Annotated in this window: 18 protein-coding genes; 10 read left to right on the top strand and 8 right to left on the bottom strand. The window is 72.8% G+C overall.

The genetic code is table 11. The annotated features are described in order from the left end of the window. Positions 1-26: 26 nt before the first annotated feature. Positions 27-938: a MerR family transcriptional regulator gene (locus MXD57_RS15625; protein ID WP_250402035.1), complete on the bottom strand. Its 912-nt coding sequence runs from the start codon at positions 936-938 to the stop codon at positions 27-29. 49 nt (positions 939-987) lie between these two features. Here MXD57_RS15625 and MXD57_RS15630 point away from each other — a divergent pair, with 49 nt between their 5' ends. After that, the gene (locus tag MXD57_RS15630) at positions 988-1,620 is read left to right on the top strand and encodes a GNAT family N-acetyltransferase (RefSeq protein WP_250402036.1); all 633 of its coding nucleotides are present in this window, start codon (positions 988-990) and stop codon (positions 1,618-1,620) included. Positions 1,621-1,631: 11 nt separating this feature from the next. On the opposite strand, the gene MXD57_RS15635 is transcribed toward MXD57_RS15630, so the two are convergent. From MXD57_RS15635 to MXD57_RS15660, 6 genes are all read right to left on the bottom strand, one after another. Then, a complete protein-coding gene (locus tag MXD57_RS15635) occupies positions 1,632-2,816 on the bottom strand; it encodes a YVTN family beta-propeller repeat protein (RefSeq protein WP_250402037.1) in 1,185 nt (394 codons plus the stop codon). Continuing rightward, positions 2,816-3,607, bottom strand: coding sequence for a polysaccharide deacetylase family protein (locus MXD57_RS15640; protein ID WP_374114700.1), 792 nt, complete (start codon positions 3,605-3,607; stop codon positions 2,816-2,818). Before MXD57_RS15640 ends, MXD57_RS15635 begins: the two co-directional genes overlap by 1 nt. Before the next feature lie 100 nt (positions 3,608-3,707). Beyond that, a complete protein-coding gene (locus tag MXD57_RS15645) occupies positions 3,708-4,223 on the bottom strand; it encodes an ATP-binding protein (protein ID WP_250402039.1) in 516 nt (171 codons plus the stop codon). A gap of 288 nt (positions 4,224-4,511) precedes the next feature. After that, positions 4,512-5,279 carry an enoyl-CoA hydratase/isomerase family protein gene (locus MXD57_RS15650; protein ID WP_250402040.1) on the bottom strand — a complete coding sequence of 256 codons (768 nt, stop codon included), beginning with the start codon at positions 5,277-5,279 and terminating at the stop codon, positions 4,512-4,514. A gap of 300 nt (positions 5,280-5,579) precedes the next feature. Next, positions 5,580-6,824, bottom strand: a complete 1,245-nt coding sequence (locus MXD57_RS15655; RefSeq protein ID WP_250402041.1) for a L,D-transpeptidase — start codon at positions 6,822-6,824, stop codon at positions 5,580-5,582. 157 nt (positions 6,825-6,981) lie between these two features. After that, positions 6,982-8,205 (bottom strand): L,D-transpeptidase, encoded by a 1,224-nt coding sequence (locus tag MXD57_RS15660; protein WP_250402042.1) that lies wholly within the window; start codon positions 8,203-8,205, stop codon positions 6,982-6,984. Between the two features lie 246 nt (positions 8,206-8,451). Here MXD57_RS15660 and glgX point away from each other — a divergent pair, with 246 nt between their 5' ends. The 8 genes from glgX to MXD57_RS15700 all read left to right on the top strand — a co-directional run bounded on the left by glgX (position 8,452) and on the right by MXD57_RS15700 (position 23,051). Further along, positions 8,452-10,695, top strand: coding sequence for a glycogen debranching protein GlgX (gene glgX, locus MXD57_RS15665; protein ID WP_250402043.1), 2,244 nt, complete (start codon positions 8,452-8,454; stop codon positions 10,693-10,695). Between the two features lie 174 nt (positions 10,696-10,869). Then, entirely contained in the window at positions 10,870-12,675 is a 1,806-nt protein-coding gene (locus tag MXD57_RS15670) for an ABC transporter ATP-binding protein (RefSeq protein ID WP_250402044.1), read from the top strand. Beyond that, positions 12,672-14,537, top strand: coding sequence for an ABC transporter ATP-binding protein (locus tag MXD57_RS15675; RefSeq protein ID WP_250402045.1), 1,866 nt, complete (start codon positions 12,672-12,674; stop codon positions 14,535-14,537). Before MXD57_RS15670 ends, MXD57_RS15675 begins: the two co-directional genes overlap by 4 nt. A gap of 27 nt (positions 14,538-14,564) precedes the next feature. Continuing rightward, positions 14,565-16,325 (top strand): ABC transporter transmembrane domain-containing protein, encoded by a 1,761-nt coding sequence (locus tag MXD57_RS15680; RefSeq protein ID WP_250402046.1) that lies wholly within the window; start codon positions 14,565-14,567, stop codon positions 16,323-16,325. Further along, entirely contained in the window at positions 16,322-18,085 is a 1,764-nt protein-coding gene (locus tag MXD57_RS15685) for an ABC transporter ATP-binding protein (protein WP_250402047.1), read from the top strand. The genes MXD57_RS15680 and MXD57_RS15685 overlap by 4 nt, the downstream gene beginning before the upstream one ends. Positions 18,086-18,388: 303 nt before the next feature. Next, positions 18,389-20,419 (top strand): M4 family metallopeptidase, encoded by a 2,031-nt coding sequence (locus MXD57_RS15690; RefSeq protein WP_250402048.1) that lies wholly within the window; start codon positions 18,389-18,391, stop codon positions 20,417-20,419. Between the two features lie 246 nt (positions 20,420-20,665). Beyond that, positions 20,666-22,327, top strand: coding sequence for a M4 family metallopeptidase (locus MXD57_RS15695; RefSeq protein WP_250402049.1), 1,662 nt, complete (start codon positions 20,666-20,668; stop codon positions 22,325-22,327). Positions 22,328-22,529: 202 nt separating this feature from the next. After that, the gene (locus tag MXD57_RS15700) at positions 22,530-23,051 is read left to right on the top strand and encodes a DUF1990 domain-containing protein (RefSeq protein ID WP_250402050.1); all 522 of its coding nucleotides are present in this window, start codon (positions 22,530-22,532) and stop codon (positions 23,049-23,051) included. A gap of 30 nt (positions 23,052-23,081) precedes the next feature. Here the strand turns inward: MXD57_RS15700 and MXD57_RS15705 are convergent, their stop codons facing one another. Continuing rightward, complete coding sequence (locus MXD57_RS15705) at positions 23,082-25,700, bottom strand: glycosyltransferase family 1 protein (protein WP_250402051.1); 2,619 nt, start codon at positions 25,698-25,700, stop codon at positions 23,082-23,084. 351 nt (positions 25,701-26,051) lie between these two features. On the opposite strand from MXD57_RS15705, the gene MXD57_RS15710 reads away from it, so the two are divergent. Beyond that, on the top strand, positions 26,052-26,545 hold a 494-nt coding region (locus tag MXD57_RS15710), incomplete at its 3' end, for a maltotransferase domain-containing protein (protein WP_250402052.1).

Consider the following 26,545-nt stretch of genomic DNA (forward strand, 5'->3'; position numbering starts at 1 on the left):
GTGCTGGCGTGCTGACGCTGGCCAGATTAACGGTCCGTGTGCGCCTCCAGTGCGGCGACCACCCAGGCGAAGTCCTCCTCGTGGGCGGGGGCGGGCGCTCCCTTCAGCAGGCCGAGCAGTTCCCGGTAGCGGGCGAGCCGGGGATGGTGGGAGGCCCGCATGCGTTCGAGCACGGCCGCCCGGTCGGCGTCGCCGAGCAGATCGCGCAGCACCTGCCCGGCCTCCGGCGCCTCGGGGGCGACACCGCGCTCACGCGCCCGCCCCACCAGCTCGACGAGCCGCCTGAAGAACCACATGGACGCCCCGCCCGGTGTGTCCTGTCCCCGGTCCGCGGCGTTGAACTCGGCGGCGTCGCGCATCCGCGCCCGGAACTCCGGGTCCTGGACCATCTCGGCCAGCTCCACCCAGGCGTCCACCTGCTCCGGCGTGGGGTCGTCCGGCAGGTTCAGCGCGGTGTCCCGCATCCGCTCCCGGATCTCGGGGTCCGCGGTGTCGAGCCCGTGGAACGTCTCCTCCACGAACTCCGCCATGATCCGTCTCCGCTCGGCCGCCGACAGCCGTGCCAGTCTGTTCATCAGGGTCGTCTCCTCCACGCTCGAACCGCGCCTCGCCACGGACGACAGCACCGCGCGGGTCACCCGCAGCGACCGGATCTGCGCGTCCAGGGCCGCCACATGGGCGGCCGCCACCTCGGCCACGGTCCGCTCCCCGGCCAGTACCCGGTGCACGTCCTGAAGGCCGAGCCCCAGCTCGCGCAGGGTGCGGATCAGGTCGAGGCGGGCGGCCGAGGCGGCGTCGTAGAGGCGGTAGCCGCCCGCCGACCGGGCCGCAGGAGGCAGGACGCCCTGGTCGGACCAGTAGCGGATGGTGCGAACCGAGAGGCCGGTGGCCCGCGCCAGCTCGCCGATGGTGAGAAATCCGGTGCCGTCGTCGATCACGTCTGCGAGTCTGGGCCTTCCAGTCGGTGGAGACTCAAGGAGCGGTCGGTTGCGCACCCTGCGGGAGATACTGGACGCGGTGGCGCGCGGGGTGTTCCCGCCGGCCGACGGGAGTACGACCGTCGTACCGCAGCACGCGGCGCGGGACGCGGGGGTACTGGCCTTCACCGCGCACTGCGTCGTCTTCACGGACGAGGATCCCCGGTGGGTGCGCGAGACACTGGACGCCGTGGACTGCGATCCGCTGTCCGCCGCGCTGAACCCCGTCTTCCTGGCCGCCCTCCTCGCCCGTACCGGGCGCCGGGCCGAGACGGTCGACGCGCTGCTGCTCGGATCGCCCCTGCCCGGAGCGCCGCCGCTCGCGCTGACCGAGATCGAGGACTCCGGCCACCCGCGCATCGCCTACGCCCGCCACCGGCGCGACGAGGTGCGGGCGTGGACGGCGGACGGCGGGGTGCTGGTCATGGGACGCGGGGTCGGCGGGCGCCTGGAGGTGAGCGTCGAGGTGGACGAGGGGGCGCGGCATCGGGGACTGGGCCGGGCCCTGGTGACGGCGGCCCGGCACCTGGCGGCGGAGCCGCTGTGGGCGCAGGCGGCGCCGGGGAACGCCCGCAGCATGCGGGCGTTCCAGGCGGCCGGCTATCGCGTGGTGGGCGCGGAGGCACTGCTGCGGGCCCCTTGAGGGGCTCCGGCTCAGCGGAAGACGCCGGTGTGGCCGAGGGAGTAGCGGCCCGGCTGCGGGTAGACGGCGAGTCCGTGCGGGCCGCTGCCGACCTTGATGCGGGCGAGTTCGGCGCCGGTGCGGGTGTCGATGGCGTACACCTCGGCGTTGTACCGGCCGGAGAGCCAGAGCACCTTGCCGTCGGCCGAGACACCGCCCATGTCGGGGCTGCCGCCACCGGGCAGGTGCCACTTCTTGGTGAGCCGGTTCCGGGTGAAGTCGAAGACGGAGACGGAGCCTTCGCCGCGGTTGGAGACGTACATCTCCCGGGAGTCTCGGCTGACGTACAGGCCGTGCGCGCCCTTGCCGGTGGCGAGGAAGCCCGGTTTGCCGAAGGTGTCGCCGTCCAGGATCCACATGCCGCCTGCCACCATGTCGGCGATGTAGAACCGCTTTCCGTCGGGCGAGATCTTCACGTCCTGCGGCATGGCGCCGTGCAGGTCCAGCTTCTGCCGGCCGACGACCTCCATCCTCGCGGTGTCGACCTTGAGCAGTTCGCCGCTGAACTCGCAGGAGACGATGAAGTAGCGGCCGTCGATGGAGAAGTCCGCGTGGTTGACGCCACCGCAGTCGACCGGGACCGACTTGACCTGCTTCATGGTGTGCGCGTCGCGGAAGACCAGCCGGCGGTCCTTGGACGCCATGACGACGGCGTACCTGCCGTCGGGCGTGAAGTACAGGTTGTACGGGTCGTGCACGTCGACGGGCTTGCCGGCCCTGCCCGAGCTCGGGTCGATGGGGGTGAGGGAGTTGCCGAGGTCGTTGTTGACCCACAGCGTCCTCAGGTCCCAGGAGGGCACGACGTGCTGCGGCTGGCGGCCGACCGGGATCGTCTCGATGATCTTGTACGTCTTCGGGTCGATGACCGTGACGGTGTCGGAGTTGGTGTTGGGGACGTAGACCCGGGAGGGGAAGCCCTCCACCACCGGGGAGAGTTTGCCCGGGCGGTCGGCGGCGTAGAGGTCGCCGGGATCCTCGACCGGCGGCATCCCCGGCAGCACGTCCACCCGCGCCTTGCTCACCCGGGGCGGAACCGGCGCCCTGCTGCCGATGGCCTCGGTGTCGCGGTGCGGGGAGCCGCCGCACGCGGACAGCAGGGTCAGGGCGGTCAGGGCGGCTCCGCCGGCCAGGAGGCGGGCAACTTTCGTGGTTCGCATCAGCTGAGCAGCTCCGTGGTGGTGACCGCGCGCAGTCCGCGGCGGTCGAGTTCGTGGAGTACGGCGGGGAGGGCGGTGACCGTGCCGGGATAGCCGAAGTGCAGGCTCACCACCGACCCGGGTCGCACCTCGGCGGCGACCTTGCGGGTGACGGCGTCGGCGCCGGGCCGGGTGTGGTCGAGCGAGTCGACCTCGTACGACAGCACGTGCGGGTAGCCGGCGGCGCGGGCCAGTGCGGCGACCTCGGGGGAGGCGGTCGGGGACCGGGAGGGCCGGAACCAGGTGCCGATGGATCCGGTGAGCCGCTCGAGCCGGTCCGCGCAGTCGGTGATCTCCCTGCGGGCGGCCGCCGGTGACATGGCGTTGACGGCGACGTGCCGCTGGGTGTGGTTGCCGAGGTCGTGGCCGCCGTCGAGGATCCGGCGGGCGAGGTCCGGGTGTTCGTCCAGCCAGGTGCCGACGGCCAGCACGGTCAGCCGGGAACCGTGCCGTTCGGCCGCGCCGAGCAGGGACGTGGCGAGTCGCGGGTCGCCCTGCCCGTGGAAGGTGAGGGCGACCAGGGGGCGGCTGCGCGGGCCGTGGGTGATCTGGGCGGGCTGCCCGGGATAGGAACGGGGGGCGGGGGCGGTACGGGGGGTGGCGGCGGGGTGGCCGGAGGCTCGGGGGCTCGGGTCGGCGGAGGCGGTCGCGCCCGGTTCCGCCGGGGTGCCCGCGCAACCGGCGGCGAGCGCGCCCCCGGCGACGAGCCCGGCGCCCGCACGCAGCACCGCGCGACGGTTGGTCGTGGTCACCCGCACCATTTAAGGGGTGAAGGGCAAGAAAACGCCCGATTGGTCCGATCGGAGGACGTGGTCGGGTCGCCCGGCGAGGAGGGGGAGGGCCGCGGTGGCCTCAGCGGCCGGTCTCGCGCTCGGCGACGCGCATCTCGAACCAGGTGGTCTTGCCACGCGGCAGCAGGTCCACGCCCCAGCGGTCGGCCAGTCTGTCCACCAGGAACAGGCCGCGTCCGCTGACGTCCATCTCCTGGACCGGCATCAGGCAGGGCAGCCCGCGGGAGGGATCCCGTACCTCCACCCGGATCCAGCCGCGGCGCCGGCGCATCCGCAGACCGAAGACCCGGGCCCCGGTGTGCCGTACGGCGTTGCCGACGAGTTCGGAGACGAGCAGGACCGCGTCCTCGGCCATCTTGGGGGTGAGCCCCCAGTGCCGCAGGACGACGACCTGGACGAGCCGGCGGGCGGTGGCCGCGGACTCCGGGCGGGACGGCAGGGGTACCTCCGCGTCCGTCGGATTGCCGAACAGCTCGAGCGCCTTGAGCGCCCGTTCGTCCTCCACCGCGGGCGACCAGCGCGCCGCGGCAGCACGGCCGTGTCCCCGCGGCTGTCCGATGCCCTCCAGCCCCGCCATGCCCCCATGATGGCCGCCCGGAAGCCTCTCCGTGGGCGTTCCCGAGGAATACGCCCCCCGCGCGCTCCCGTCCGCCACCAGCCCCCCGGCATATGCCGGAGGCACTACAGGATCAGCGGCAGCCGGTCCGACCTGCGGAGACGACTCACTTCCGGGCAATCGTCAGGCTCCCTCGACGAGGCAGGCTCAAGGTGGAGTCAAGGCTCCCATGAACCGCCCCATCGAGGGACCCGGACCGGAGTACGCGTCAATGACAAGTGTATGTAAGGGAGTTCATACTTCCGAGGGTCACAGGAACTTCGCCTTGCCAGGCCCCTCCGCCACGAAGCTGCGCATGCCGCGCTCGCGGTCCTCGGTGGCGAACAGGCCGGCGAACCAGTTGCGTTCGACGGCGAGACCCGTGTCGATGTCGGTCTCCAGACCGGTGTCGACGGACTCCTTGGCCGCGCGCAGGGCGATCGCGGGCCCCTGCGCGAGCCTCGCCGCCCAGGCGTGCGCCTGCTCGTACACCTCGGCGGCGGGGACGACCCGGTCCACCAGGCCGATGGCGAGCGCCTCGTCGGCCTTCACCTGACGGCCGGTGAAGATCAGGTCCTTCGCCTTGGAGGGACCGACCAGCCGGGGCAGGCGCTGGGTGCCGCCGGCGCCCGGGATCAGGCCGAGCAGAATCTCGGGCTGGCCGAGCTTGGCGTTGTCCGCGGCGATGCGGAAGTCCGCGCAGAGGGCCAGTTCGCAGCCACCGCCCAGCGCGTAGCCGGTGATGGCCGCGACGACGGGTTTGGGGATGCGGGCGACGGCGGTGAAGGAGTCCTGCAGGGCGCGGGCGCGCAGGACCATCGCGGTGTGGTCCATGTCCTGCATCTCCTTGATGTCCGCGCCCGCCGCGAACACCCGCTCGCCGCCGTAGATCACCACGGCGCGCACGTCCGCGCGGCGCGTGGCCTCCTCGGCGAGCTCCTTCAGCCGGTCCTGCGTGGCCACGTCCAGCGCGTTCATCGGCGGCCGGTCCAGGCGGATGGTTCCGACACCTTCGGCGACTTCGAGATTCACGGTCATGCCGAGCAGGTTAACGGGGACTAACGGCACCTGACCCGGTGCCGTCCGTCACAACCGGCCGGGGGTCCGGGGGTCGCCCCCCGGGCAGGCACAGCACGGGGACCAACGGCACCTGGCCCGGTGCCGTCCGTCACAACCGGCCGGGGGTCCGGGGGTCGCCCCCCGGGCAGGCACAGCACGGGGACCAACGGCACCTGACCCGGTGCCGTTGGTCCCCGGGTGCCGCGAAGGGCGCGGGGAACCGCGCGACCGGGAGCGGGCCGGTGCTCCCGGACCCTCACCGCGACGGGGAGCCGTCGCTCACTTCTTCCACTCCTCCCACGACATGTTCCAGCCGTTGAGCCCGTTGTCCGGGGCCACCGTCCGGTCGTGGGAGTGCTTCACGACGACCACGTCGCCGATCATCGAGTGGTTGAAGAACCAGGCCGCCGGCACGCCCTGGTCGTAGCCACCGCGTACGTCGCGCAGGCCGACGCAGCCGTGGCTGGCGTTGTAGTTGCCGAAGGCGCCGCCACCCCAGTAGTTGCCGTGCACGAAGGTGCCGGAGTCGGTGAGGCGGATGGCGTGCGGGACGTCCTTGATGTCGTACTCGCCGCCGTAGCCGACGGTCTCGCCGTTCATGCGGGTCACGGTGAGCTTCTCGCTCATGACCATCCGGCCGTTCCAGGTCTCGTAGCCGGGCTTGCCGGTGGTCACCGGGAGGGTCTTGACGACCTTTCCGTCCTGGGTGACCTTCATCGTGTGCTTCTTGGCGTCCACGACGGACACCTGGTTGCGGCCGATGGTGAACTTCACGGTCTTGTGCTGCTTGCCGTAGACGCCGTCGCGGCCCTCCACCCCGTCGAGGTTGAGGTCGACGGTGACCTCGGTGCCCTCCTTCCAGTACTCCTCCGGGCGGAAGTCCAGGCGGTCGTTGCCGAACCAGTGCCCCTCGACGTCGACGGCCGGCTCGGTCTTGATGCTGATGGCCTTCTCGACGTCCGCCGGGCTGGTGATGCCCCGGGTGAAGCGGAGGGAGAACGGCATGCCCACCCCGACGGTCGAACCGTCCTCGGGGGTGAAGTAGCCGACGAAGGTGTCGCGGGGGGTGAGGGTGGTGAAGCTGGAGTCCTCGGCGGCCTCGCGGCCCGCGGAGTCCTTGGCGACCGCGTGCACGCTGTACCGGGTACCGGCGGCGAGATGGGTCGACGGCTCCCAGGCGGCGCCGTCCCCGGTGACGGCGCCGTCGACCTTCGCGCCCTTGGCGTCCTTGACGGTGACCTCGGTCAGCCTGCCCCCGGTGACGCTCACCTTGAGCGCGCCGCTGGTGTCGACGCCGGTGGCACCGGACTTGGGCGAGATGCTGACGGCGGCGGTCGACTGCCCGCCCCGCCGGGTGCCGGAGTCCTGGCCCTTCGCGTTCGCCGACGCGGACCCGGACTCCGGTTCGCCGCTCCCGCCGCACGCGGTGACGGCCACGAGCAGAGCGCCGGATATCAGCACCAGCCCCTTACGGCCCACCCCTCGGCCCCCCGCCGACGCCCCCGATATCGGCCGCACGTTCACCTTGCACTCCCCTCGCCGGACCAGGTCAGGCCCGCTCCCCACTGCACTTGGTGTGCGCATGTTAACCGCAGGATTTCGAGCGGGGAGCCGGCCGAAGGTCACCGTTCCGTCGCAACTTCAACCGCTCGGTGCGACCCGAAACCCGTGCCGGCTCGGCTCACTTCACGGCGCCGCCCGCTTTCCACTGCTTCCACGCCATGTTCCACCCACCGAGCCCGTTGTCGGGAGCGACCGTTTTGTCCTTGCTGTTGACGACCTCCACGACGTCACCGATGAGGCTGCGGTCGAAGAACCAGCCCGCGGGCGTGTCCGAGCCGCCGCCCTTGACGTCCCTGAGCCCGACGCACCCGTGGCTGACGTTCACGCTCCCCGGGGCGTCCGGGGACCAGTAGTTGCCGTGCAGGAAGGTGCCGGAGTCGGTGAGCCGCATGGCGTGCGGGACGTCGGGGATGTCGTACTCGCCGCCGAAGCCGACCGTCCGGCTGTTCATGCGGGTCACCTCGAGCATCTCCATCACCACCATCTTCCCGTTGTACGTGGTGGTCTTCGGGGCGCCCGCGGTGATCGGCACGGTGGCCAGCAACTGCCCGTCGCGCCGCACCTCCATCATGTGCCGCGCCGCGTCCACCCGGGAGACCTGGCCGCGGCCGACGGTGAAGGCGAACGTCTTGTCCTGCAGCCCGTAGACGCCGCGCGCGCCCTCCACGTCCCTCAGCCCGAGGTGGACGGTGACCTCGGTGCCGGGCTTCCAGTAGCGCTCCGGACGGAAGTCGAGCCGGTCCTTGCCGAACCAGTGCGGGCGGATCTCCACCGGCGGGTTCGCGGTCACGCGCACGGCGCGCTCGACGGCGGCGCGATCGGTGATCTCCCGGTTGAAGGAGAGGGAGACGATCATCCCGATGCCGACGGTGGCCCGGTTCTCGGGGGTGACGTAGCCGATGAACCGCTCCTCGGGCACATGCGTCGTGAACGTGGTGTGCCGGGCCGAGCGGTGGCCCCCGGAGTCGAGGGCGACCGCGTCGACGGTGTACTTGGCGGCCAGCGCCAGCCGTCCGTCGTCCGGTTCCCAGCCCAGCCCGTCGGCGGTGATGTGCCCGGGGACCGGGGCGTCCTGTGCGTCCTGGGACCTCATGACGCTCACCTTCTCCAGGCGCCCGTCGGTCACCCGGACCCGTAGCCGCTCCCCGGGCCGGACGCCCGTGCTGCCGTCCTCCGGGGTGACCCGAATGGCGTCCTTCGGGGCCGGCGGACCGCCGAGCATCCGGTCGATGTCCAGACCGCCGGAGCCGCCCGCGGTGCAGCCGGCCAGCAGTCCCACCCATGTCAGTACGGCGGCCAGTGCGGCCCCCGCGCGCCGTGCGCGTCCTTGTGCGTGCCTCACATGGGACTCAACGAGCGGGCACGCTCCGGGGAAACGTGAGTGCGACCCCCGGGCTGGGCAGAACAGTGGGGAGGACGGCACGAAGGGGAGCCTTCCCCCGCCGGGGGAGGGCTCCTCCCAGCCCGCGTCGGAGCCGCCGGGGCTCGGCCGCACCGGACGGCCGGGCGTGCGCTTCCGCGCGCGCTCGGCCGTTCGGCGCGGCGCGCCGCGTCCCGGCGGGCGAGCCACTGAAAGAGGGGCCGACTGGTGACGAGCGCAGCCGAGCAGCGGGCACGGTCCGGGGAGCCGGCCGGCGGGAGAGGGCCGGCGGCCGCGGTGAGCGGCGCCCGCCGCGGCGTGCCGCCCGCGCCGCCCGTGTGGCCGGGTGCGCCGACCCCGCTGGGGGCGCGGTTCCGGGCCGGCCCGGACGGGGCCGTGGGCACCAACTTCGCGTTGTGGGCGGCCGGGGCGGAGGCCGTCCGGCTGTGCCTCTTCGACGAGCGGGGCCGGGAGACCCAGGTTCCGCTGACCGAACTGACGCACGAGATCTGGCACGGCTTCGTGCCCGGCGTGATGCCCGGGCAGCGCTACGGCTACCGCGTGCAGGGCCGCTGGGACCCCTGGACCGGCGCGCGCTGGAACCCGGCGAAGCTGCTGCTCGACCCGTACGCGCGCGCGGTGGACGGAGAGTTCCGCCTGCCGCCGGAGGTCTACGGGCACGTCCGGGACTGGCCGGAGCAGCATGTCGCCGACACCGTCCGGGACGACCGGGACTCCGCGCCGCACGTCCCCAAGGGCGTCGTCGTCCATGACGACGACGACTGGTCCGACGACCGCCGGCCCAAGACGCCGTGGGCGGACTCGGTCATCTACGAACTGCACGTGCGCGGCTTCACCCGGCTGCACCCCGGCATCCCCGAGGAACTGCGCGGCACCTACGCCGGGCTCGCGCACCCGGCCGCGGTCGAGCACCTCACCGGGCTGGGGGTCACGGCCGTGGAACTGCTCCCCGTGCACCACTTCGCGCACGAGGACCATCTGCTGCGCCGGGGCCTCAGGAACTACTGGGGCTACAACTCCATCGGCTACTTCGCCCCGCACGCGGCCTACGCGGCCTCGGGGACGGCGGGCGGCCAGGTCGGCGAGTTCAAGCGGATGGTCCGCGCGCTGCACGCGGCCGGCATCGAGGTCATCCTCGACGTGGTCTACAACCACACCGCCGAGGCGGGCGAACTGGGTCCCACGCTCTCCCTCAAGGGCATCGACAACCGGGGCTACTACCGGCTCCAGCACGACGCCCGCCGGTACGCCGACTACACCGGCTGCGGCAACACCCTCCACGTGGTCCAGCCCCAGGTGCTGCGCCTGATCACCGACTCGCTGCGCTACTGGGTGACCGAGATGGGCGTGGACGGCTTCCGTTTCGACCTCGCGGCGGCGCTCGCCCGCTCGATGCACGACGTCGACATGCTGTCCCCCTTTCTGGCGGTGATCGCCCAGGACCCGGTGCTGCGCCGCGTGAAGCTGATCGCCGAGCCGTGGGACATCGGTTCGGGCGGCTACCAGGTGGGCGCCTTCCCGCCGCTGTGGACCGAGTGGAACGACCGCTACCGGGACACCGTGCGGGACTTCTGGCGCCATGCGCTGCCCGACGTACGGGAGATGGGCTACCGCCTGTCCGGTTCGAGCGACCTGTACGCCTGGGGCGGCCGGCGCCCCTACGCCTCCGTCAACTTCGTCACCGCGCACGACGGTTTCACCCTGCGCGACCTGGTGTCGTACGGCGGCAAGCACAACGCGGCCAACGGGGAGGGCAACCGGGACGGCACCGACGACAACCGCTCCTGGAACTGCGGGACGGAGGGGGAGACGGACGACGAGCGGGTACGGGCGCTGCGGCGCAGGCAGTCGCGGAACCTGATGACGACCCTGCTGCTGTCCACCGGCGTGCCGATGCTGGTCGCCGGTGACGAGCTGGGGCGCACCCAGCGCGGCAACAACAACGCCTACTGCCAGGACAACGAGATCAGCTGGCTGGACTGGTCACTGCGGGACGACCCGTCCTGGCGCTCCCTCTTCGAGCTGACCTCCCGGCTCATCGCCCTGCGCCACCGGCATCCGGTGCTGCGCCGCCGTGCCTTCTTCTCCGGACGCGCCCACTCGGCGGCCGGGCTGCGCGACCTGGCCTGGTTCACACCGCGGGGCGAGGAGATGACCGAGGGCGACTGGTACGCCCCCGCCGCCACGCTCGGCATGTATCTGTCCGGTCGGGACATCCCGGGACGGGACGAGCGGGGCGCACCGGTCCTGGACGACAGCTTCCTGGCGGTCCTGCACGCCGGCGACCGGCCGACTCCCTTCGTGCTGCCGGGGCCGCCGTGGGCGGAGCGCTACGAGGTGGTGGTCGACACCTCGCGCGAGGAGCAGTCCGAGGCGCCCGGCACGGTCCACCCGGCGGGCGCGGCGGTCACGGTGCCCGCGCGGTCGGTGCTGTTCCTCAGGGCGGGGTGAGCCGCTGCGGTGCCTGGCCGGCGCGGCGCCCGCCGGGCCGGCGGTGCCTGGCCGGGCGGCGCGGCGCCCGTTCGTCCGGCCGCCCGCAACCGCAGGTCGCAGCTCCGGCGGCGGAGCCGGCTCCGGCCAAAACTCGGTGGGCGATGTCAGTGGCGATCCGTAGGCTCGCTCCTGATGCCCACGACACGTGCAACCACCGCCGAAGAAGCCCGCCCCGAGCGCTCGGCCGTCCGTACGCTGCTGCGCCTGTGGCCGTACGTGCGCCCCGTGCGGGCTCGGCTCTTCACGGCCGCGATCGTCGCGATCGTCGCCTCCTGCGTGGGCCTGGTGATCCCGCTGGTGCTGAAGTGGATGGTCGACGGCCCGGTCGCCGACCGGGCCCCGGCGGGCGTCTGGCTGGGCGCGCTGTGCCTGCTGCTGCTCGGCGTCGCGGAGGCGGTCCTGTTCGGCACGAGGCGCTGGCTGGTGGCCCGGCCGCTGTCGCACGTCGAGGCGGAGCTGCGGGCGGCCATGTACGGCCGGCTGCAACGGCTGCCGGTGTCCTTCCACGACCGGTGGGCGTCCGGCCAGCTCCTCTCCCGGGCGACGACCGATCTGATGCTGCTGCGCATGTTCCTGGCGTTCCCGCTGACCTTCCTGCTGGTCAACGGTGTGACGATCCTCGTCGGTGTGGTGATCATGCTGATGCAGGACTGGGTGCTCGGCCTGGTCGTCCTCGGGCCCGCCGTTCCGGTGCTGTGGACCTGCGTGGTCTTCGAACGGCGCTACGCCGAGGTGGCGCGGCGCGCCCAGGACCAGGTCGGCGACCTGACCACGGTCGTCGAGGAGAGCGTGCTCGGCATCCGCATCATCAAGGGCTTCGGCCGGCACCGCGCCCAGTCCCGGGCGTTCCACGAGCTGTCGGGCCGGCTGCGCGGCACGGAACTGCGCAAGGCACGGCTGCTGGCCACCATCTGGGGCGTCATCGTGACGCTCCCGGAGGCGGCGATCGGCGCCGCTCTGGTGGTCGGCGCTCTGCGGGTGGCCGACGGCGAGCTGTCCGCGGGCACGCTGGTGGCGTTCCTGAGCACGGCGCTCGCCCTGCGCTGGCCGGTGGACTCCATCGGCTTCCTGCTGGCCATGAGCCAGGAGGCGGCGAGCGCAACGGAACGGTACTTCGAGGTGATGGACGAGGAGCCGGAGAGCTCCGGGACGGTCGCGGGCGGCGCCGGGGCCGGGGCCGAGCCCGGACTGCGCTTCCACGGTGTCCGGTTCCGCTACCCCGACGCGCCCCCGGACTCCCCGCCCCTGCTCGACCGCGTCGACCTGCACATCCGTCCCGGCGAGTCGATGGCCCTGGTCGGGGCCACCGGCAGCGGCAAGACGACCCTGACCGCGCTCGTCCCCCGGCTGCACGAGGTCACCTCGGGACGCATCAGCCTGAACGGCGTGGACATCGCCGCCATGCCCCGTGCGGAGCTGCGCGCCAGGGTCGCCGTGGCCTTCGAGGAACCCACGCTGTTCTCGACGTCCGTCGGTGAGAACGTGCTGATGGGCGCGGCGGACGGTGCCGGGAAGGCGGATCTGGACCGGGCGCTGTCGGTGGCCCGGGCCGACTTCGCGCACGGGCTGCCGGAGGGCACCGGCACCCGGGTGGGCGAGCAGGGGCTGAGCCTGTCCGGCGGGCAGCGCCAGCGGCTGGCCCTGGCCCGCGCGGTGGTCGGCCGGCCGGAGTTCCTGGTGCTGGACGACCCCCTGTCCGCGCTGGACGTGCACACGGAGGCCGCCGTGGAGGCCGCGCTGCGGCAGGTGCTGGCCGACACCACCGCGCTGATCGTGGCCCACCGGCCGTCCACGGTGCTGCTCGCGGACCGGGTCGCCCTGCTGTCGGGCGGCCGGATCGCCGCCGTCGGCACCCATCAGGAACTGCTGCGCACGAACGCCGAGTACGCGCACCTGATGTCGGGGGCGGCGGCCGGGGAACGGGAGGACCACGCATGACCAGTACGACGACCGCCGCCCCGGCCACGGAGGACGGCGACCGGCCGCCCCGGTCCCGGGACACCTCGGGCCCGGACCCCTTCGACCACGACGCCCTGCCCACCCCGCCCGGTGCCACGGCCGCGCTGCTGCGCTCCCTGCTCGCGCCCATGAGGTCCCGGGTCGCCGTCACCACGCTTTTGCTGCTGCTCCAGCAGGCGGCCGTGCAGACCGGTCCGCTGCTGGTGGCGTACGCCATCGACAACGCCGTGCCGGCGTTCCGGGACCACGACCACGGGCCGCTGATCGCGGTGGGCGCCGGCTACCTGCTGTGCGCGCTGCTCTCCGGCGGGCTGCAGTTCGCGTTCATCGAGGCCTCCGCGCGGGTCAACCAGAACGTGCTGCTGGATCTGCGGGGCCGGATCTTCCGGCACGCGCAGGCCCTCAGCGTCGACTTCCACGAGCGGTACACGAGCGGTCGCCTGATCTCCCGCTCCACCACGGACGTCGAATCGCTGCGCGAGCTCCTCGACGAGGGGCTGCAGGAGCTGGTGACCGTGGTGCTCTCCTTCGTCTACATCTCGGCGATGCTGCTGTGGCTGGATCTCGGCCTGGGCGCGGTCGCGGTGGCCTCCTTCGTGCCGCTGTACCTGCTGGTGCGGAGGTACCAGCGGCGCGCGGGACGGGTGTACCGGGCCCGGTCCACGGCGATCGCCGCGGTGATCGTGAAGTTCGTGGAGACGATGAACGGCATCCGGCCGGTGCGCGCCTTCCGCCGGGAGGCCGCGAACGACGCCGAGTTCGCCGTGCTGAACCAGCGGCACGAGCGCACCAACGGCGACACCCTGCTGGAGATGGCCCGGTACGTGGTGGGCTCCCGTCTGGTGGCCAACACGGCGGTCGCCGGGATCGTGCTGTGGGGTGCCTACCGGGTGGCGTCCGGCACGCTGGAGCTGGGAGTGCTGGCGGCGGCCGTGCTGTACCTGCGGCGGCTGTACGACCCGATCGACCGGCTCGGCATGTTCCTGAACTCCTACCAGTCGGCGGCCGCCTCCCTGGAGAAGATCGCCGGGCTGCTGGCGCAGACGCCGTCGGTGCCGGAGCCGTCGGTGCCGCGCGAACTGCCCTCGTCCGACGATGGGTTCCCGGGCCGCGAGGTGGTCTTCGACGGCGTCCGCTTCGCCTACCGCACCGGCGGGGAGGTGCTGCCCCGCTTCGACCTGACGCTCCCGGCCGGGCAGACCGTGGCGGTCGTCGGCTCCACGGGCGCCGGCAAGTCGACGCTGGCCAAGCTGCTCGCCCGGTTCTACGACCCGTCCGGCGGGCGGGTGCTGCTCGACGGCGTCGACCTGCGCGAGCTGGGCACGGCCGAGCTGCGGAGCGGGGTGGTCATGGTGACGCAGGAGGCGTTCCTGTTCTCCGGGACGGTGGCGGACAACATCGCGATCGGCCGGCCCGATGCCACGCGGGAGGACATCGAGCGGGCCGCGAAGGCGATCGGCGCGCACGAGTTCATCGACGCGCTGCCCGACGGCTACGACACGGACGTCCGCAAGCGCGGTGGCCGCATCTCGGCGGGGCAGCGCCAGCTCGTCGCGTTCGCCCGCGCCCTCCTGGCCGATCCTGCGGTGCTGATCCTGGACGAGGCGACCAGTTCCCTGGACGTCCCGGGTGAGCGTGCCGTGCAACGGGCCATGGCCACCGTGCTGCGCGGCCGTACCGCCGTGGTGATCGCGCACCGGCTGTCGACCGTGGAGATCGCCGACCGGGTGCTGGTGATGGAGCACGGCCGGATCGTCGAGGACGGCAGCCCGGACGAACTCATCGCGGGCACCGGCAGGTTCGCGGATCTGCACAGGGCGTGGCGGGACAGTCTCGCGTAGCGCGACGGACAGGACGGGGGCGGCAGGTTGATCGACGCGTACGAGGATCCGGGCACGCCCGACGTCCGCGGCGGCTGGCACTACCTGGGCTGGCTGGTGCTGCGCCAGCAGGCACGGTCGCTGGTGGGCGCACTGCTGGGCAGCACCTGGATGGTGCTGATGGCGGCCCAGCCGTATCTGATGGCACGGGCGGTGGACGACGGTCTGCTGCCGGGCCGGACGGGGGTGCTGGCCGGGTGGGCCGGTGTGATGCTGGTGGTCGGCGCGCTGAACGCCTGGGTGAGCATCATGCGGCACCGCACCATGACCCGGGTCCGCATGGACGCCAACTTCCGCACGGTGAAGCTGGTCGTGGAGCACGCGGCCCGGCTGGGGGCGGCGCTGCCGCGCCGGGCGGGCGCCGGGGAGGTCGTCACCATCGGAGTCGGTGACGTGCAGACCATCGCGACGGCGCTGACCGTGGTCGGTCCCGGGGTGGGCTCGCTGGTGGTCTACGTGGTGGTGGCCGGCGTGCTGCTGTCCATCTCGGCGCCGATAGCCGCCGTGGTGCTGCTCGGGGTGCCGGTGATCGGGCTGCTCACCGGGCCGCTGACCGTGCGGCTGCAGGGCGCGGAGAGCGAGTACCGGGAGCGCCAGGGCGTGCTGGCGGCCCGCATCGGGGATCTCGCGGGCGGGCTGCGGGTCCTCAACGGCTTCGGTGGCAAGGGGCTGTTCGCCGACGCCTTCCGCCGGGACTCGCAGCGGCTGCGCGCCCAGGGGTACCGGGTGGGGGCGGTGGCGAGCTGGGTGCAGGCGCTGGGCATGGGCGTGCCGACGCTGTTCCTGGCGGTGGTCACCTGGCTCGCGGCGCGGCAGGCGGCGGAGGGTGGCATCAGCATCGGTGAGCTGGTGTCGGTCTACGGCTATGTCGCGGTGCTGATCGTGCCGGTGGCGTTCTTCATCGAGCTGACCTACCAGTTGAACCGGGGCGTGGTGGCGGCCCGCCGGGTGGTGGCACTGCTGCGGCTGGAGCCGGAGCCGGACGAGGGCTCGCTGCCCGCGCCGGACGGGCCGGCCGAATTGCGCGACCCGGCGTCCGGGGTGCGGGTGCCGGCCGGCCGGCTGGTCGCGCTGACCGCCGCGCGTCCCGCCGAGACGGCGGCGGTGGTGGACCGTCTCGGCCGGTACGGGGCGACCGACGCCACCTGGGGCGGGGTGCGGCTGGACGCGGTGCCGCTGGCCGAGGTGCGGTCGCGGATCCTGGTCGCCGACAACGAGGCGGACCTGTTCGCCGGGCCGCTCAGGGAGATGGTGGCCGCGGCGGAGCCGGCCGGCGGGGCCGCGCTGCGCCGGGCCGTGTACGCGGCCGCCGCCGAGGACGTCGTACGGGGGCTGCCGGAGGGTCCGGACTCGGCGGTCGCCGGTCAGGGCCGCAGCCTCTCCGGCGGCCAGCGGCAGCGGATCCGGCTGGTGCGGGCGCTGCTGGCCGACCCCGAGGTGCTGCTCGCCGTGGAGCCGACCTCGGCACTGGACGCGCACACGGAGGCCACGGTCGCCGAGCGGCTGCGGGAGGCGCGCGAGGGCCGCACGACGGTGCTGACGAGCACCTCGCCGCTGGTGCTGGACCGCGCCGACACGGTGCTGTTCCTGGTCGACGGCAAGGTGGCGGCGAGCGGCCCGCACCGGCGCCTGCTGGCCGAGGAGCCGGGCTACCGGGCGCTGGTGGCACGCGACGTCGAGGACGGTGGGACCACCGAGGACACCGAGGACACCAAGGACACCAAGGACACCGAGGAGGCCGTACGGTGACGGCGGGCGAGGGGCTGCTTCCGGTCGCGGACCGGGCCGGGGTACGGCGGGCGACCGTACGGCTGGTACGGGCCGACGGGCGGGCGTTCGCCGCCGCGCTGGTGCTCAACGCGCTGGCGGCCGGGGCGGGACTGGCCGGGCCGTGGCTGGTCGGGCGGATCATCGACGAGGTGCGGGCCGGACACGGGGTCGAGGCGGTGGACGGGCCGGCGCTGCTGATCCTGCTCTGCGCGCTCGCCCAGCTGCTGCTGGCGCGCTGGGCGCGGTACGTGGGGCACCGGTTCGGGGAGCGGACGCTGGCCCGGGTGCGCGAGGAGTACGTCGAGCGAGTGCTGGCCCTGCCCTCGTCCGCGGTGGAGCGGGCCGGCACCGGGGATCTGACCGCGCGCGGCACCGCCGATGTGGCGACGGTCGGCACCACCCTGCGGGACGTCGGACCGGAACTGCTCGTCAGCACCGTGCAGGCGCTGTTCGTGCTCGGCGCGGTGTTCGCGCTCGATCCGCTGCTGGGCCTGATCGGCGTGGTGTGCCTGACGCCCATCTGGGTGGCGCTGCGCTGGTATCTGCGCCGGGCCCGGGACGGGTACCTCGCCGAGGGCGCGGCCAACTCCGAGGTGGCCGAGATCGTGGCGTCGACGGCGGCGGGGGCGCGCACGGTCGAGGCGTTCCGGCTGCGCGGGCGGCGGATCACCGCGAGCCGGGACGCGCTGGAGCGGTCCCGCCGGACCCGCTTCCACACCCTCCACCTGCGGACCGTCTTCTTCCCGGCGGTCGAGGTGACGTACACCGTCCCCGTGGTGGCCGTGCTGCTGCTCGGTGGCTGGCTGCACCAGCGCGGTGCGGTGGGGGTCGGCGCGGTGGTGGCGGCGGCCCTGTACCTGCGGCAGTTCACGGAGCCGCTGGACCAGATCCTGATGCGGGTCGAGGAACTGCAGAGCAGCGGGGCCTCGTTCGCCCGGGTGGAGGGTCTGGCACGGGCTCCCCGTACGGGTCCGCAGGGCGCCTGCCCGGCCCCGGAGGACGACCGGATCGACGTGCGCGGGGTGCGCTACGCCTACGAGCGCGGCGACGAGGTGCTGCGCGGGGTGGACCTGACCGTGCGTCCGGGCGAACGGCTGGCCGTGGTGGGCCCGTCCGGCGCCGGGAAGACGACCCTCAGCAGGCTCCTCGCGGGCATCGACACCCCCGGGGCGGGCTCGGTGACGGTCGGCGGGGTGCCCGTCGCGTCGCTGGAACCGGAACTGCTGCGCCGCCAGGTCGTCCTGGTCACGCAGGAGCACCACGTGTTCCTCGGCACGGTCCGCGACAACCTGCTGATCGCCGGGCCGGCCGCCACGGACGACGCGCTGTGGGCGGCGCTGACGGCGGTGGGCGCCGCCGACTGGGTGCGCGCCCTGCCCTCCTCGCTCGACACCGTGCTCGGCCCGAACGGCCACTCCACCGACGGTTCCCAGGCCCAGCAACTGGCCCTGGCCCGCGTGGTGCTGGCCGACCCCCACACCCTGATCCTCGACGAGGCCACGGCCCTGCTCGACCCCACCACGGCCCGCCACGCCGAACGCGCCCTGGCCGCGGTCCTCAAGTCCCGTACCGTCATCGCCATCGCCCACCGCCTGCACACCGCGCACGACGCGGACCGGGTGGCCGTGATGGAGGACGGCCGGCTCACCGAGCTGGGCACGCACGAGGAACTGGTGCGGGCCGACGGGGCGTACGCCTCGCTGTGGCGGACCTGGCACGGGGACGGCACGGCGGGCTGATCCGGCCGGGCGCGGACGGACGGTGTCCCGCGCCGCGGCCAACGGTTCGTATACCGAACACCAATATCCGAACTACGTTCGATTTCCGGCCAAGTTCGTGACGTGGTCCTGACAGGTGGCGTGATTCCCTGTCACGCTCGACAACGGTCGGCTCACAGCGAACCCACAACTTCGCACGCACCGGGTGAGCCCGCCGTGCACCTGCACGTGGTTCCGCGTAACAGCCTGTTCTGCCCGGACGCCCCAACCCACCGTCCGGTCTCCCCTGGCCGCGCGACCCGCGGTCATGCAGAAGGAGTCAGTGTGAGCAGCACCTCTCGCAGACGCACCTCCCACACCGGGCACCACCGCACCGCCACCGTCGCCCTCGCGGGCGTCGCCGCCCTGATCGCCGCGGCCGTCCAGTCCGGAGCCGCGGCCGCCGCCCCCGCCGCGCCGCGGCCGGGCAAGGTCGATCCCGCCCATGTGGCCCTCGGGCTCACACCGCCGCAGCGCGCCGAGCTGATCCGGCACGCCGACGCCCAGCGGGCCGCGACGGCCAGGGCGATCGGCCTGGGCGCCAAGGAGAAGCTGGTCGTCAAGGACGTCGTCAAGGACGCCGACGGGACCCTGCACACCCGCTACGAGCGCACCTACGCCGGACTGCCCGTCCTCGGCGGCGACCTCGTCGTCGAGACCGCCGGGTCCGGTGCCACGAAGTCGGTCGTCAAGGCCAACCGGGCCACACTGAGGATCGCGGACCTCACCCCGGCCGTGTCGAAGGCCGCGGCCGAGCAGCAGGCCGTGCAGCGGGCCAGGACCCTCGGCGGCACCAGGTCGGCCGCGGACAGCGTGCGCAAGGTCGTCTGGGCCGGCTCCGGCACGCCCGTCCTCGCCTACGAGACGGTCGTCGGCGGCCTCCAGGACGACGGCACCCCGAACGAGCTCCACGTCATCACCGACGCGGCCACGGGCAAGAAGCTGTTCGAGTACCAGGGCATCAAGAACGGCGTCGGCAACACCCAGTACAGCGGCCAGGTCACGCTGACCACGACCCAGTCGGGCTCGAACTACACGCTGACCGACGGGGCCCGCGGCGGCCACAAGACGTACAACCTGAACCACGGCAGCTCGGGCACCGGCACGCTGTTCTCCCAGACCAACGACACCTGGGGCAACGGCACCACGTCCAGCGCCGCCACCGCGGGCGCGGACGCGCACTACGGCGCCGCGGTCACCTGGGACTTCTACAAGAGCACCTTCGGCCGCAGCGGCATCAAGAACAACGGCGTCGGCGCCTACTCCCGCGTCCACTACGGCAACTCGTACGTGAACGCCTTCTGGAGCGACAGCTGCTTCTGCATGACCTACGGCGACGGCTCCGGCAACGCCGACCCGCTGACGTCGCTCGACGTCGCCGGCCACGAGATGAGCCACGGCGTCACCTCCAACACCGCGAACCTGAACTACAGCGGCGAGTCCGGCGGCCTGAACGAGGCCACCAGCGACATCTTCGGCACCGGCGTGGAGTTCTTCGCCGACAACTCCTCCGACAAGGGCGACTACCTCATCGGAGAGAAGATCGACATCAACGGCGACGGCACCCCGCTGCGCTACATGGACAAGCCCAGCAAGGACGGCGCGTCCAAGGACAACTGGTACTCGGGGATCGGCGGCGTCGACGTCCACTACTCGTCCGGGCCGGCCAACCACTTCTTCTACCTGCTGAGCGAGGGCAGCGGCAGCAAGGTGATCGACGGTGTCAGCTACAACTCGCCGACCGCCGACGGCCTTCCGGTCACCGGCATCGGCCGGGACAAGGCCCTGCAGATCTGGTACCGGGCGCTGACCACCAAGTGGACCTCGACCACCAACTACGCGGGCGCGCGCACCGGCACGCTCGCTGCGGCCGGCGAGCTGTACGGCACCACCAGCGCCGAGTACAAGGCCGTGCAGGACGCCTGGGCGGGCGTGGCGGTCGGTTCGCGCTCCGGCGGCAGCGGCGGCACCTCGTACGAGAACACCACCCCGGTGTCGATCCCGGACAACGGCCCGGCCGTGACCTCGAGCATCACCGTCTCCGGCCGGAGCGGGAACGCGCCGAGCAACCTCCAGGTGAGCGTGGACATCACGCACACCTGGCGCGGCGACCTGGTGATCGACCTGGTCGGCCCGTCGGGAGCCTCGTACCGCCTGAAGAACTTCTCGTCCTCCGACTCCGCGGACGACGTCCAGGCGACCTACACGGCCAACGCCTCCTCCGAATCGGCCAACGGAACCTGGAAGTTGAAGGTGCAGGATCAGGCCAGGTATGACACGGGCCAGATCAACAGCTGGAAGCTGACCTTCCCGTAAACCGCTCACGACGAGCCCGGAAACAGGGCGCCGTCCGGGGGTTCATCCCCTCGGGCGGCGCCCGTTTACCTTGCCGAAACGATTATCGGACAGGTGGTTTCGAGTCAACATCACCTCAGGGTCATGACATGTACGCACCACTGATGCCACTCTTCCCTCACCGCCGCAGCAGCACAGCAATTTCCCAGCACCACCCCCGGACAGTGACCCCACGCTGACCGGACTCCCCCACGAGAAGGAACTTCTGTGAGCCCCCTCTACGCGCGCCGTCATCGCACCACTCTGGCCGTCGCCACCGCGGTCGCCGCCGGAGCCCTGCTTTCCACTGGTCTGACCACCAGTGCCAGCGCCCAGAACGCGGCCGAGGCCGCCGCCGCGAAGCCGCTCGCGGCCGCCCCGACCCAGCTTTCCGCCGCGGCCCGCACCTCGCTGATCCAGCAGGCGCAGGCCGACACCGCGGACACCGCGCGGAAGATAGGCCTCGGTGCCAAGGAGAAGCTGGTCGTCAAGGACGTCGTCAAGGACACCGACGGCACCCTGCACACCCGCTACGAGCGCACCTACGCCGGACTGCCCGTCCTCGGCGGCGACCTCATCGTCCACACCGCCAGGTCCGGCAAGGCCGAGGGCGTCACCCGCGGCGCCAAGTCGGCCGTGAAGGTGGCCTCGCTCAAGCCCCGGATCACCGCCGCCACGGCGGAGAAGCAGGCCGTGGGCGCCGCCGCCACCCTGGGCTCCGCCAAGACCGCGGCGGACGGCGCGCGCAAGGTGATCTGGGCCGGCTCCGGCACGCCCGTCCTCGCCTACGAGACGGTCGTCGGCGGCCTCCAGGAAGACGGCACCCCGAACCAGCTCCACGTCATCACCGACGCGGCCACGGGCAAGAAGCTGTTCGAGTACCAGGGCATCGAGAACGCGGCCGGCACCGGCAAGACCCTGTACTCCGGCAGCGTCGGCCTCACCACCAACCTGTCGGGCTCGACGTACCAGCTCTACGACACCACGCGCGGCGGCCACAAGACGTACAACCTGGCCCACCGGACGTCCGGTACCGGCTCCCTGTTCACCGACGCCGACAACGTCTGGGGCACCGGCAGGGCCTCCAGCTCGTCCTCGGACCAGACGGCCGCCGCCGACGCCGCCTACGGCGCGCAGGAGACCTGGGACTTCTACAAGAGCACCTTCGGCCGCAGCGGCATCAAGAACAACGGCGTCGGCGCCTACTCCCGCGTCCACTACGGCAACTCGTACGTGAACGCCTTCTGGGACGACAGCTGCTTCTGCATGACCTACGGCGACGGCTCCGGCAACACCCACCCGCTGACCTCGCTCGACGTCGCCGGCCACGAGATGAGCCACGGCGTCACCTCCAACACCGCGGGCCTTCGCTACAGCGGCGAGTCCGGCGGCCTGAACGAGGCCACCAGCGACATCTTCGGCACCGGCGTGGAGTTCTTCGCCAACAACTCCTCCGACAAGGGCGACTACCTCATCGGAGAGAAGATCGACATCAACGGCGACGGCACCCCGCTGCGCTACATGGACAAGCCCAGCAAGGACGGCGCCTCCGCCGACTACTGGTCCTCCTCCGTGGGCAACAAGAACGTGCACTACTCGTCCGGTGTCGCCAACCACTTCTTCTACCTGCTGTCCGAGGGCAGCGGCTCGAAGACGATCAACGGCGTGACGTACAACTCGCCCACCTACAACGGCTCCACCGTCACCGGCATCGGCCGCGCCAAGGCGCTGCAGATCTGGTACAAGGCGCTCACCTCGTACATGACGTCGACCACGAACTACAAGGGCGCCCGCACGGCGACCCTCAGCGCGGCGTCCGCCCTGTACGGCTCGGGCAGCACCGAGTACAAGGCGGTGGCCTCGGCCTGGTCGGCGGTCAACGTCAGCTAGTCGTACCCCGGCGAACCAGGGCGGTACCGGGGTGGAGACCCCGGTACCGCCCTTCCCCGTTCGCCCCGGCCCCGTGCCCGGAGGCCGTTGTTCCCCGAGCCGGCGGTTCCGGTGCCGGGCACCGGGCACGACCCGGCGGGTTCGCCCCCCGGGCGGCACCCGGTCGGCGGTCGCCCGGGGTCCCGCCCTACCCTGGTGAACCATGTCCCAGGCGCCCTTCACCTACGAGCCGGTCGGCGCGACCCGCGACGACCTGACCGTCTGCCCGCCCGGCTTCCGCCCGATGCTCGTCCGCACCCGCCTCGGCGAGGGGACGGCGGTCTTCAGCCGGGCCGCCGAGGCGGTCCTCACCTGGGAGATGCACCGCGCCATGGGCGTCGGCATCGACGCCGGCGCCGACCGCGCCGCCCCCGGTGTGGACGTCACGGTCACCCTGGCCGGCGTCATCAAGGCCCCCTGCCGTGTCATCTGGACCGCCGCGGAACCCCGCCGCGCGGGCTGGGCCTACGGCACCCTCGAAGGCCACCCCGAGTGCGGCGAGGAGGCCTTCGTGGTCGACCGGACGGGTGACGGCACGGTGTGGCTGACCGTTGCCGCCTTCAGCCGCCCCCAGAAGTGGTACGCCCGTGCCGGAGGCCCCGCCACCCGGGGCTTCCAGCACGCCTACGCACGCCGCTGCGGCACCGTCCTGAAGCGGCTGTGCGCCGAGTACGACGAGGCCTGAGCGACGCACCGACCGCCGGATCGCGCGTCCTCAGCGCAGCAGCACCCCCGCTCCCTCCGCCATGTCCTGCGAGGGCACCGTCACCAGGCCCAGCTCGGCCGCCGAGGTGAGGAGACGGTGGGCCGGGAGGATGCGCACGGTGTAGCCGTAGGGGCCGGTGCGGTCCAGGGAGAGCGGGCCCTCGTAGATCCGGCGGCCCTCCAGGTCGGGGGCTCCGGTCGGCTTCAGCGGGACCGCCGTGGCCTCGGTGATGCGGTCCTCCGCGTCCACCCGGCCCGAGACCACCTGCACCTCCACGTCTTCCGGCTCCAGCTCGCCCAGCCCCACCCGCACCCGCAGCCCGACGCTCGTGCCCAGTTCCGCGGTGGCCGTCGTGGCCGTCGTCTCCACGTGGTCCACGCTCACCCCGGGCCACGCGGCCCGCACCCTGGCCTTCCAGGCGGCCAGTTCACGGGCCGTGTCCGGGTCGAGCGCGCGGTGCGCCTGAGCGGCGGGGGCGTACAGACGGTCGACGTACTCCCGCACCATGCGCCCCGCCAGCACCTTCGGGCCGAGCCGGCCGAGGGTGCGGCGGACCATCTCGATCCAGCGGTCGGGCAGCCCGCCCCGGCCACGCTCGTAGAAGCGCGGGGTCACCCGCCGTTCCAGCAGGTCGTAGAGGGCGGCGGCCTCGATGTCGTCACGGCGGTCGGGGTCGGTGCCGGCGCCGTCCGCGGTCGGGACGGCCCAGCCGAAGTCCGGCTGGAACCACTCGTCCCACCAGCCGTCCAGCACGGACAGGTTGAGGCAGCCGTTGAGCGCCGCCTTCATCCCGGAGGTGCCGCAGGCCTCCAGCGGGCGCAGGGGGTTGTTCAGCCAGACGTCGCAGCCGGGATAGAGCTTCTGCGCCATCGCCATGCCGTAGTCGGGCAGGAAGACGAGGCGGTGGCGCACGCGCGGGTCGTCGGCGAACCGCACCAGCTCCTGCACCAGCCGCTTGCCGCTGTCGTCCGCCGGGTGCGCCTTGCCCGCCACGACGATCTGGATCGGCCGCTCCGGGTGCAGCAGCAGTTCCGTCAGCCGGTCGCGGTCGCGCAGCATGAGGGTCAGGCGCTTGTACGACGGGACGCGCCGGGCGAACCCGATGGTGAGCACGTCGGGATCGAGGACGCCGTCGATCCAGCCCAGCTCCGCGTCCCCGGCCCCGCGCTGCCGCCAGGAGGCGCGCAGCCGCTCCCGCACCTCGAACACGAGCTGTTCGCGCAGGGTGCGGCGCAGCTCCCAGATGTCCTGGTCCGCGATGTCCGCCACCGAGTCCCAGCGCTCGGAGCCGCCGACGGTCAGCGCGTCCTCGGCCCGCTGGGAGCCGATCTGCCGGGCGCCGAGCCGGAGCACCTCCGGGGCCACCCAGGTCGGGGCGTGCACCCCGTTGGTCACGGAGGTGATCGGCACCTCTTCGGCGTCGAACCCCGGCCACAGGCCCGCGAACATCTCCCGGCTGACCTGCCCGTGGAGCAGGGACACCCCGTTGGCGCGCTGGGCCAGCCGGAGTCCCATGACGGCCATGTTGAACAGGTTCGGCTCGCCGCCCGGGTAGGTCTCCATGCCGAGGGCCAGGACACGCTGCACGTCGATGCCGGGGAGTTCGGAGTCCGGGCCGAAGTGCCGGGCGACCAGCTCCCGGTCGAACCGGTCGATCCCGGCCGGCACCGGGGTGTGGGTCGTGAACACGGTGCCGCCCCGCACCGCCTCCAGCGCCGCGTCGAAACCGGAGCCCCGCGCGCACAGTTCGGCGATCCGTTCGAGACCGAGGAACCCCGCGTGTCCCTCGTTGGTGTGGAACACCTCGGGGTCCGGGTGGCCGGTGAGCCGGCAGAAGGTGCGCACGGCCCGGACCCCTCCTATGCCGAGGAGCATCTCCTGCAGCAGCCGGTGCTCACTGCCACCGCCGTACAACCGGTCGGTCACCCCGCGTTCGCCGAGGTCGTTCTCCTCCACGTCCGAGTCGAGCATCAGCAGCGGCACCCTGCCGACCTGCGCCAGCCAGATCCGGGCGTGCAGCGCGCGGCCCCCGGGCAGCGCGAGCGAGACCCCCGCCGGGGTGCCGTCGGCCTCCTTCACCTGGGTGACGGGCAGTTCGTGCGGGTCGAGCACCGGGTAGTGCTCCTGCTGCCAGCCGTCCCGGGACAGGCTCTGGCGGAAGTAGCCGTGCCGGTAGAGCAGCCCCACCCCGATCAGCGGCACCCCGAGGTCGCTGGCCGCCTTGAGGTGGTCGCCGGCGAGGATGCCGAGGCCGCCGGAGTACTGGGGCAGCGCGGCCGTGATGCCGAACTCCGGGGAGAAGTAGGCGACGGCGGCCGGCACTCCGTCACCCTGGTGCTGGTACCAGCGGTCGCCGGTCAGGTAGTCGCCGAGGTCGTCCGCGACCGCGGTCAGGCGGCGCAGGAAGCGCCGGTCGCCGGCCAGCTCGGCCAGCCGGGCCGGGCGCACGCCGCCCAGGAGGCGCACCGGGTCGCCCTTGGCCGCCGCCCAGCGTTCGGGGTCGACGGACTGGAACAGGTCGCGCGTTTCCGCATGCCAGGACCAGCGCAGATTGCGCGCCAGGTCGCTCAGCGGCCGGAGGGGTTCGGGGAGAACGGGACGGACGGTGAACCGACGGATCGCCTTCACATCTCACCTCGGACGCGTTGCGTGGTGTGAGACGCACGGCGCTGTACGTCTCGTCGTCCCTGCCGACGGTAGTGGTTACCGGGGGGTCGGTGGGGACGTACCGGGACGGGTGTCGGGGCGCGCGGGGGTCACAGGGCGGGGTGCCGGGGGCGTGGAGCCGCCGTCGGCGGGCACCCGGACAACAGGACCGGTCTTGAACGTAGACGTACGCGCGAGTAGTTAACAGAGTGCCGGATTGCCCACCCGATGCGGGTGGGAAGGCTCCCCCCGGTACGCCCCACAGCACCGACGCAGGACCCACCTCCCCATGTTCATCCGCCCACGACCACGTTGACGCGGACAGGAGCGGTCATGCCCGCCAAGCACCACTCGTCGCCACCACCGACCAGCAGGACAGCCGGCACGAAGGCCTCGGGCCGCAGAGCCGGGAAGCCCGCGGAGAACCGCCGCGAACCCGGCCCGCCCCAGCAGCGCCCCGCCGGGGCCGGGTCCACGGCGGTCGGGCGCATCCCCGTCCTCGACGTGCGCCCCGTGGTCCAGCACGGGCGCCGGCCCGCCAAGGCCGTGACCGGCGAGGCGTTCGAGGTGTCGGCCACCGTGTTCCGCGAGGGGCACGACGCCGTCGCCGCGAACGTCGTGCTGCGCGATCCGGAGGGCCGGCCGGGCCCCTGGACCCCGATGCGCGAACTCGCTCCCGGCACCGACCGCTGGGGGGCCACCGTGACGCCGGGCGGGCCCGGCCACTGGACCTTCACGGTGGAGGCCTGGTCGGACCCGGTCGGCACCTGGCGGCACACCGCCTCCGTCAAGGTCCCGGCCGGCATCGACACCGGCCTGGTCCTGGC

Origin of the sequence: Streptomyces cellostaticus, assembly GCF_023630175.1 — a bacterium.
Classification (GTDB): Bacteria; Actinomycetota; Actinomycetes; order Streptomycetales; family Streptomycetaceae; genus Streptomyces; species Streptomyces cellostaticus_A.

What these genes read in the sequence shown, in the direction of transcription:
- MXD57_RS15635 (WP_250402037.1), bottom strand. Translation starts at nt 2,816, where the DNA reads ATGCGAACCACGAAAGTTGCCCGCCTCCTGGCCGGCGGAGCCGCCCTG.
- MXD57_RS15645 (WP_250402039.1), bottom strand. Translation starts at nt 4,223, where the DNA reads ATGGCGGGGCTGGAGGGCATCGGACAGCCGCGGGGACACGGCCGTGCT.
- MXD57_RS15650 (WP_250402040.1), bottom strand. Translation starts at nt 5,279, where the DNA reads ATGACCGTGAATCTCGAAGTCGCCGAAGGTGTCGGAACCATCCGCCTG.
- MXD57_RS15670 (WP_250402044.1), top strand. Translation starts at nt 10,870, where the DNA reads ATGCCCACGACACGTGCAACCACCGCCGAAGAAGCCCGCCCCGAGCGC.
- MXD57_RS15675 (WP_250402045.1), top strand. Translation starts at nt 12,672, where the DNA reads ATGACCAGTACGACGACCGCCGCCCCGGCCACGGAGGACGGCGACCGG.
- MXD57_RS15700 (WP_250402050.1), top strand. Translation starts at nt 22,530, where the DNA reads ATGTCCCAGGCGCCCTTCACCTACGAGCCGGTCGGCGCGACCCGCGAC.